The 7,996-nt window shown below is 42.0% G+C and carries 6 protein-coding genes; 4 read left to right on the forward strand and 2 right to left on the reverse strand.

What is annotated here, in order from left to right; all coding sequences use genetic code 11:
* Positions 1 to 745 precede the first annotated feature (745 nt).
* Entirely contained in the window at positions 746 to 2,755 is a 2,010-nt protein-coding gene (locus LQU94_RS07950; protein ID WP_230697143.1) for an S-layer homology domain-containing protein, read from the reverse strand.
* Between the two features lie 1,594 nt (positions 2,756 to 4,349).
* On the opposite strand from LQU94_RS07950, the gene LQU94_RS07955 reads away from it, so the two are divergent.
* From LQU94_RS07955 to LQU94_RS07970, 4 genes are read left to right on the forward strand one after another with little or no spacing between them, the layout of a single operon-like run.
* Positions 4,350 to 4,655, forward strand: a complete 306-nt coding sequence (locus LQU94_RS07955) for a DUF4298 domain-containing protein (protein ID WP_230697144.1) — start codon at positions 4,350 to 4,352, stop codon at positions 4,653 to 4,655.
* A 9-nt stretch (positions 4,656 to 4,664) separates the two neighbouring features.
* Entirely contained in the window at positions 4,665 to 5,924 is a 1,260-nt protein-coding gene (aroA, locus tag LQU94_RS07960) for a 3-phosphoshikimate 1-carboxyvinyltransferase (protein WP_230697145.1), read from the forward strand.
* A complete protein-coding gene (gene aroC, locus LQU94_RS07965) occupies positions 5,909 to 6,961 on the forward strand; it encodes a chorismate synthase (RefSeq protein ID WP_230697146.1) in 1,053 nt (350 codons plus the stop codon). The genes aroA and aroC overlap by 16 nt, the downstream gene beginning before the upstream one ends.
* Position 6,962: 1 nt before the next feature.
* Positions 6,963 to 7,475 carry a shikimate kinase gene (locus LQU94_RS07970; protein WP_230697147.1) on the forward strand — a complete coding sequence of 171 codons (513 nt, stop codon included), beginning with the start codon at positions 6,963 to 6,965 and terminating at the stop codon, positions 7,473 to 7,475.
* Positions 7,476 to 7,672: 197 nt separating this feature from the next.
* On the opposite strand, the gene LQU94_RS07975 is transcribed toward LQU94_RS07970, so the two are convergent.
* Positions 7,673 to 7,996: hypothetical protein (locus tag LQU94_RS07975; protein WP_230697148.1), on the reverse strand; the 324-nt coding region annotated here is incomplete at its 5' end.

The raw sequence follows: 7,996 nt of genomic DNA on the forward strand, positions 1-7,996 counted from the left end.
CCGGAAAAATTCCGTTAGGGATTTTGAAGTGGAGAAATCTGACATGCCTTTTACGTTCATAGTTCCAAGGGCTTTCCTCCAGGTGGACGCTCACCCCGGTGAGATTTCTCCGTGCGAAAACCTTCGGTTTTCTTAGTCGAAATGACGTGGTTGGGTGGGTGCTCCGTTGTAAGGGCCTTGTTCTAGGTGGACGCAACCAGTTATGTCATTTCGACCGGAAAAATTCCGTTAGGGATTTTGAAGTGGAGAAATCTGACATGCCTTTTACGTTCATAGTTCCAAGGGCTTTCCCCTAGGTTTGCGTGGACCCTGGTGAGATTTCTCCATGCGAAAAAACTGACGTTTTTTCTTAGTCGAAATGACGTGGTTGGGAGGGTGCTTCGTGAATGACAGGGTTGGGGCCGTTGTTGGCAAGGGCCTTGTTCTAGGTGGACGCAACCAGTTACGTCATTTCGACCGAGGAATTTTTGTAAAAATTTGTGAATGGAGAAATCTGACAGGAGTTTTACGTTCTCATTTCCAAGAGCTTTCCCCTAGGTTTGCGTGGACCCTGGTGAGATTTCTCCGTGCGAAAAAGCGTTGCTTTTTCTTAGTCGAAATGACGTGGTTGGGAGGGTGCTTCGTGAATGACGGGGTTGGGAGGGGCGTTGTCGGAAATGACGTGGTAGGGTGGGGCGCTCCCAAAAAATAGAAAAAAGCACAATAAAAAGAACCCTTTCGGGTTCTTTTTATTTGTTAAATTTAATTATTTAACAAGTGTAGCTTTGTCAGCTAATACAGGTACTGCACCTGCAACATCTTGAACGAATAGTTGACCTTCATAAGTGTTGCCAGCTTTCAAGTCAGGATTATTAGTATTTACAGTTGTTGGAGTTGCGCTTGCTACTCCATCAGCATCTACTACGTAGATTTTTGCAGTATATAGGTAGTCATGCTCAGCTGTATTTTTAGTATATTCACCTTTGTAGATGAATGTTACAGTGTCAGTAACTTTTTCAACATTATTGAAATCTGCAGTAAACTCTCCACGTACTTTAGTTGCAGGAACTACAGATACGATATCAGCCAAAACACCTTTGTCAGTAGCTTCAACTGTCAATTGAACGAAAGCACCTACTTTGATTCCATCAGTGAAGAATGCATCGTAGTCAGTTGGTAAGTCAACTCTTGCTCTGTTTCCAGCAGCATCCACTAATACCATTTCATTTACTTGTTGAGCTGGTGTAGTTGGTAATGCATCTACAGTACCTTTGTTGATTTCAACTACTTTGTAGATGTTATCTACAGAGTAATCAATAACTAATTCTTCTTGTTTTGGAACGTCTGTAACTTTGTTATCTTTGTCCGCAACTATTTTTAATACGTCATATTTTTCAACGTTGTAGTTGTATGGGAAGATACTAGTAACGTTTCTTAAGTCATAGTTTACAACAGCAGTTTCAGTTAAACCAGGAGCTTGTGCTGGTAAGTTGAAAGATCCGTTAGTAACAGGTGCGTTAACACGTACTAAAGTTGCGTCAGTATCTTTAGTATTAACTTCGCTGAATACAACAACTTTAGCTTCTTTTACTCCACTATTTGGAAGAACGTTGTAAGCAAAGTAACCTTCTACATTTGGAAGTAATTCATCAACTAAATCCATAGCTGCATCAAAATCTTTCACTTCAGTTAAAGCATTTTCATTGTAATCAGCTACAAAGTAACGAGTTTTGCTAGTTAAGTTAGCATCTCCTCTATAACCTTTAACTGTTTCATTCTCTTTATCTAAAGAGCTCATGTTAGTGATATAACCATCATCAGCGATAATGCCTGTCCAAGCATTTCTATCTGCTTCAACAACACCAGCTGGTCTACCTAACTCAACGATGTGAGTTACAACATCATCTTGAACCAATACACGAACTAAAGAACCTACAAAGTAGTCAGCAGCTTTAGTTTCTTGGCTAAGCCATTTTTGGCTAGCTTCTTTAAGATCTTCGCCCACGAATACAGTGTTTTCGTCAACTTTGAATTCTTTTAAGAAATCGCCTTGGTTCAATGTTAAAGTAGTTCCGTCAGATTTTTTAGAGATAACACCAATTGTTTCATTAACAGGGATTACTCTAATGTCTTTCATTGCATAGAATGCGTTGAACATCATTACGAAACCGTTGCTACGGATAACGTCATCGTTAGCGTTTACGTTAGTAATGCCTTCGAAGATACCCATTTCAGTTGCTTTAACAACCCAAGCAGTTGGCCAGTTAGCGTTGTAAGCATCGTGTTGAGCTTGAGTTAACTCATCATCAGCTAATACTACTAACATTTTTGCCAATTCAGCGTAAGTTACGTTGTTCATTGGTTTGAAAGTTCCATCTGGGTAACCGTTTAAGAATGCTAAACCGTTGTCAGCTACAGAAGTTGTACCAACTGTAATGTAGCCATTAGCCCAGTAGTCTTTTGCTACGTCAGAGTAAGGGTTCACTAAACCGAATAATTTTTCAGCTAAGTCCGCTTTACCAATAGCGTATACCAATAATTTTGTAACTTCTGCTCTTTGGATAGTTTCTGTTAGAGCTAAGTCATTGTCTTCTGCTTTTTCGTTTACTTTACGACCGATTACGATTTCGTTATCCACTAACCATTGGATTTTTGCATCGTTAGAAGTTAATTTAGGAACTTCTTTCGTGTCGACAGCATCCGCTGCGAAGACGCTTGTGAATGCGCCAAGTACCATTACTAGTGCTAGTACAAGGCTAAGAAATTTCTTGTTCATCTCGTCTTACGACCTCCTTGTGATTTTTCAGATTCAACAAGATTTAGAATCTTGTGATCTAACATTATTATACCATCTAGTGATTTTACCTTCAACTGGTAAAGTCACTTAGGCCATGAGAATAGACGAACTGAATCTTCTCGAATTGGTTTTCTTAAATATTCAGTTGTCATTGTTCTCCATGATGTTATTATTATACACCAGAAAAGGGAGTTGTAAAATTACAGTTTAATGACACCCTTTCAAACGTTGATTTTATGGGATTTTTTGGGGATTGGGTTTGGTGGTTTATTGCGTTGTTTTTTGTTTGGTTTGGGAGGAAATGAGGCGGAGGGTTTGGGGCGGGATTTTTGGATTTTGGGTGGAGTGGGGGTTTTTTGAAAATTTTGTGAAGTTTTTTGTTTTTGGGGTTGGGTGGGGTTTCCGTGGATGTAAAAGGGATATTCTCTGCCCTGGTTATGTCATTTCGACCGAGGGATTTTGATAAAAATTGCGAGTGGAGAAATCTGACAGGGGTTTTACGTTCTCACGCCCAAGGGCCTTGTTTTAGGTGGACGCGACCAATTACGTCATTTCGACCGGAAAAATTCCGTTAGGGATTTTGAAGTGGAGAAATCTGACAGGGGTTTTACGCTGACACACCCAAGGGCTTTCCCCCAAGTGGACACTCACCCCCGGTGAGATTTCTCCGTGCGAAAACCTTCGGTTTTCTTAGTCGAAATGACGTGGTTGGGTGGGTGTTCCGTGGAAATAAGGGGGATGTTTTGATTCTTTTCTCCTTCGTGGATTTCGCAAACTTTCTCATTCTTTTCTTATTCGTTTTCTAGGGGCAAGGACAAGGGCGTTGCGATTCGCCCTATGTCCCTCCCCTAGGACCCCCACCCTTGTTACCCTAACGCTTTTCTATCAGTGGCTTTTTCTGGCGAAAAAGCATTGTATGGATTCGCGGGAGAAATTGCCTTCGCTGGTTATGGCATTACAAAGGCCTTCACCTTGTTCTCCCCACCAGTTATGTCATTTCGACCGAGGAATTTTTGTAAAAAATTGCGAGTGGAGAAATCTGACAGGGGTTTACGTTTATTGTTACAAGGGCCTTGTTCTAGGTGGACGCTGACCCTGGTGAGATTTCTCCGTGCGAAAACCTTCGGTTTTCTTAGTCGAAATGACGTGGTTGGGTGGGGTTTCGTGGAAATAAGGGGGATATTCCCTCCCCCGCCAGTTATGTCATTTCGACCGAGGAATTTTTGTAAAAAATTGCGAGTGGAGAAATCTGACAGGGGTTTACGTTTATTGTTACAAGGGCCTTGTTCTAGGTGGACGCTGACCCTGGTGAGATTTCTCCATGCGAAAAAGCAAATGCTTTTTCTTAGTCGAAATGACGTGGTTGGGTGGGTGCGTTGTTGAGTGCCCCTTCCCCCTTGTTCTCCCCCATCCAGTTATGTCATTACAGGGGTTTTGTTTTAGGTGGACGCTGACCCTGGTGAGATTTCTCCGTGCGAAAAAACTGGCGTTTTTTCTTAGTCGAAATGACGTGTTTGGGGGGAATCCGTGGTAGAATAAAGAAAAGATTATATTAAAAATTTTAGGAGGTATTATGAACCAAATCCTACGAATAAAAGAAATGGAGACCATTTTAGACAACCATAGTAAGGCGGTGGAAGAAATGGAACTTGCTTTGGAGAATTTTGCTCAGGCTCAAAAAGCCTACCAAGTTCTTCGTGAATATTATGGAAGCGAGGAGTTTTTTCAAGATGTGGAGGATTCCAATTGCGGAGCGATTCCATCGGATGTGAAATGCGGTGTGTTAAGTGAGGATGCTGTGTTTGATTTAATTGGCGATAACCACCATCTTGCCATTGAAATGTTGGAACTTGCTACGGAAATTCTAAAAAATCATTAAGGGGAAATTATGTTAACCATCGACCCAAAAAAGTGGACGGGAGAGGTTTCTATGATTCCGTCAAAATCCATTGCCCATCGGATGATTCTTCTTGGGGCTGTGGCGAATCGTCCATCAAAAATTTACAACTTTATAGAGTCTGATGATTTGCGGCGGACGGTATCGGCTGTGGAGGAAATGGGAGCGAGGGTTAAAATCCATGGAAGGACTTTGGAAATTGAGCCTACCCGAACTTTTCAGAAAGAGCCTCGCATTGATTGTGGAGAAAGTGGAACGACTTTGCGGTTGCTCCTTCCTCTTGTGGCGAGTCTTTGGGAAACTTCTTTTTTTACGGGAGAAGGCAGACTGCCGGAGCGTCCGTTACAAACTCTTGTGGATGTTATGGAAGAGAATGGCGTTCAGTTTTCTAGGAAAAAACTTCCTTTCAAGACCCAAGGGAGGCTTCGTTGGAAGAAAGTTTCTTTGCCGGGAAATATTTCTTCTCAATATATTTCTGGATTTTTGTTGTCTAGTATTTTTCAAAAGGAAGATTGCGAAATTTGTTTGACGACGGAGTTGGAGTCAAAGCCTTATGTGGATTTGACTTTAGAGGCAATGGAGACTTTTCAAATCCGTGTGGAGGAAACGCCCCATGGCTACAAAATTCCGAAAAACCAAGTTCCGATTGGGAATCCGGAAATTTATTTAGAGGGCGATTGGTCCAATGGGGCTTTTTTCCTTGTTGCTAGTGCTATTGGGGATGGGACAGAAATTTCTGTGAAACATTTGGATCGCCGTTCTAGGCAGGGAGACCGAAAAATTCTGGAAATTTTAGAGAATTTTGGTGCAGAGATTTTGGAAGACGATGGGATTCTTGTAAAGGGAAAAAATCTCCAAGGGCAAGAGATTGATTTGCGAGAAATTCCGGATTTGTTGCCGATTCTTGCTATTCTTGCTACAAAGGCCCATGGAACGACGACGTTTATCCATGGGGAGCGACTGCGTTATAAGGAAAGCGACCGAATTCAAAGTACAAAAGAGATGATTGAGGCTTTGGGGGGCGTTGTTCAAGAGACCGCGGACGGTTTGAAAATTCAGGGAACGGGTGGATTAATGGGCGGCACCGTCAACAGTTATAAGGACCATAGAATTGCTATGGCGGCTGCGGTTGCGAGCCAAATTTGCGAGAATCCGGTTCATATAATAGGAGAAAATGCGATTGATAAATCCTACCCTGGTTTTTATAGGGAAATTCAGAAATTAGGAGGAAAGCTATGTCCTCAACCATAGGAAAAAATATACGACTTACTATTTTTGGCGAAAGCCACGGTCCGGCCATTGGCGGAGTCCTTGAGGGCCTTCCTCCGGGAATTCCCATTCCTAACGTTCGGATTCAACGGGAGATGGAACGGCGAAAGACGGGAGGCGATTACGCTACCCCAAGAAAGGAACCGGACCAATACGAAATTCTCTCGGGGGTTTTTCAGGGGAAAACAACGGGGGCGCCTTTGGCTGTGGAAATTCGCAACCAAGATGCCCGTTCTAAGGATTATCGTCCGGAAATTCTCCGCCCATCCCACGCCGATTACACGGCCCATATTCGTTACAATGGCTACGAAGATTATCGTGGAGGTGGTCATTTTTCTGGACGACTTACGGCTCCGATGGTATTTTTTGGGGCCATTGCTAGGGAAATTTTGGCACAGGATGGAATTTTGATTCGGGGACATTTGAAACGTTTAGGAGACATTGAAGAGGAGCCGATGGAAAACATTCCTTTGAATGAGGAAATTCCTGTGGGAGAAATTCCTTTCTTTTACTCTGAAAAACGGGAAGAAGCTAAAAAACAATTGAAGCAACTTATGGAAGAAAAAGATAGCGTCGGGGGCATCGTGGAAATTATGGTCCACAATGTTCCGGCTGGTTGGGGCAATCCAAAATTTGATGGAATCGAGAGCGCCCTTGCTCAGGGAATTTTTGCTTTGGGAGGCGTAAAGGGCCTGGAATTTGGAAGCGGATTCCAAGGAACAGAGAAAAAAGGGAGCGAAAACAACGATCCTTTTGTTTTGGAAAAGGGAAACATTCAAACCCAAACCAACCACAGTGGAGGAATTCAGGGAGGGATTACCAACGGAATGCCTATTGTTTTTCGCGTTGCTATTAAGCCAACGGCTTCTATTGGAAAAATCCAAAAAACGGTAAATCTAAAAACCCAAGAAGAAATTCAATATGAAATTCATGGGCGACACGACCCGGCTATACCGATTCGGGCTTTGCCGGTTATTGAAAATCTTACGGCTTTGTTATTGTTGGATCAAAGGAGATAATATGGAAAAAATAGAGAGAAAAGAACCAAAGAAAATCGTTATTATCGGCATGCCAGGCGCAGGAAAAACAACCATTGGCCAAGCGGTGGCTAGAAATGCTGGTTGGAAGCATATTGATTTAGACGAAGAAATTATTAAACATGCCCAGATGGAAATCCCAAAAATTTTCGAACAATTTGGAGAACCTCATTTCCGTGCCATTGAAAAAGAAGTGATGGGAAGCTTTCGAGAGGAGGAAAATGTAGTAATTTCAACCGGCGGTGGAACCATTATTGATCCTGAAAATTATCCGCCTATGGGAGAAAATGGAAGAATTTACCAAATTTTGCGTCCTTTGGAGGAGCTTTCTACAGATGGTAGACCCCTTTCTGCAGGAGGAATGGAGCGTCTTCAAGAGCTTTGGAGAACGCGGAAAGAAAAATATGAAGCCTTCGCCGATGTGCAAAAAAACAATGTTGGAATCAAAGAGACGGGAAAAGAAATTTGGGAAGAATATCAGGAATATATAAAATAAGCAGGAAGGAGAGAATCCTTCCTGTTTTATTTCCCCATATGCGGGGGTGATCCCCTACAAAAGGCATATGTACCTCTTTACTTGGTCTATTTAGATTGTCTAAATGACCATGGTTCATTTCATAATTTTCCAAACAAAAAAGCACAAGTTGTAAAAACCTGTGCTTTCTAGTTTATCCTTTTGTATCCTGTATAGCCTTACTCTTCATATTCATATTCAAAGGATAGGGCTTCTTGTATCTGTTCGTCTGTAATGTGTTTTTCTTTTAGAAATTCTATCGTATACCCTTCTTCTAGCAACCGTCGAATCGCCATTAAGCGAGTTCTCCTTCTAATCTCTTTTCCTCTCGCCTCTTGTTCTGGCGTTAAGTCTAATTTCATTGTTTGAGAATTGCAACGTTCTTGAAAATCCAAGGCGCTTTCATATTCCGTCCATTCTTCTGGTGGTTTCAAATGTCGTTCGTCTTTTTGGTTTTTATTCATTTCTATCCACTCCATATATGTCCAACAAACCGATTTTCT

This window comes from Peptoniphilus sp. KCTC 25270, from assembly GCF_021012875.1.
GTDB lineage: Bacteria > Bacillota > Clostridia > Tissierellales > Peptoniphilaceae > JAJMZJ01.

Coding starts and splice junctions, on each gene's coding strand:
- LQU94_RS07950 (WP_230697143.1), bottom strand. CDS start 2,755: ATGAACAAGAAATTTCTTAGCCTTGTACTAGCACTAGTAATGGTACTT.
- aroC (WP_230697146.1), top strand. CDS start 5,909: ATGTCCTCAACCATAGGAAAAAATATACGACTTACTATTTTTGGCGAA.
- LQU94_RS07970 (WP_230697147.1), top strand. CDS start 6,963: ATGGAAAAAATAGAGAGAAAAGAACCAAAGAAAATCGTTATTATCGGC.
- aroA (WP_230697145.1), top strand. CDS start 4,665: ATGTTAACCATCGACCCAAAAAAGTGGACGGGAGAGGTTTCTATGATT.
- LQU94_RS07955 (WP_230697144.1), top strand. CDS start 4,350: ATGAACCAAATCCTACGAATAAAAGAAATGGAGACCATTTTAGACAAC.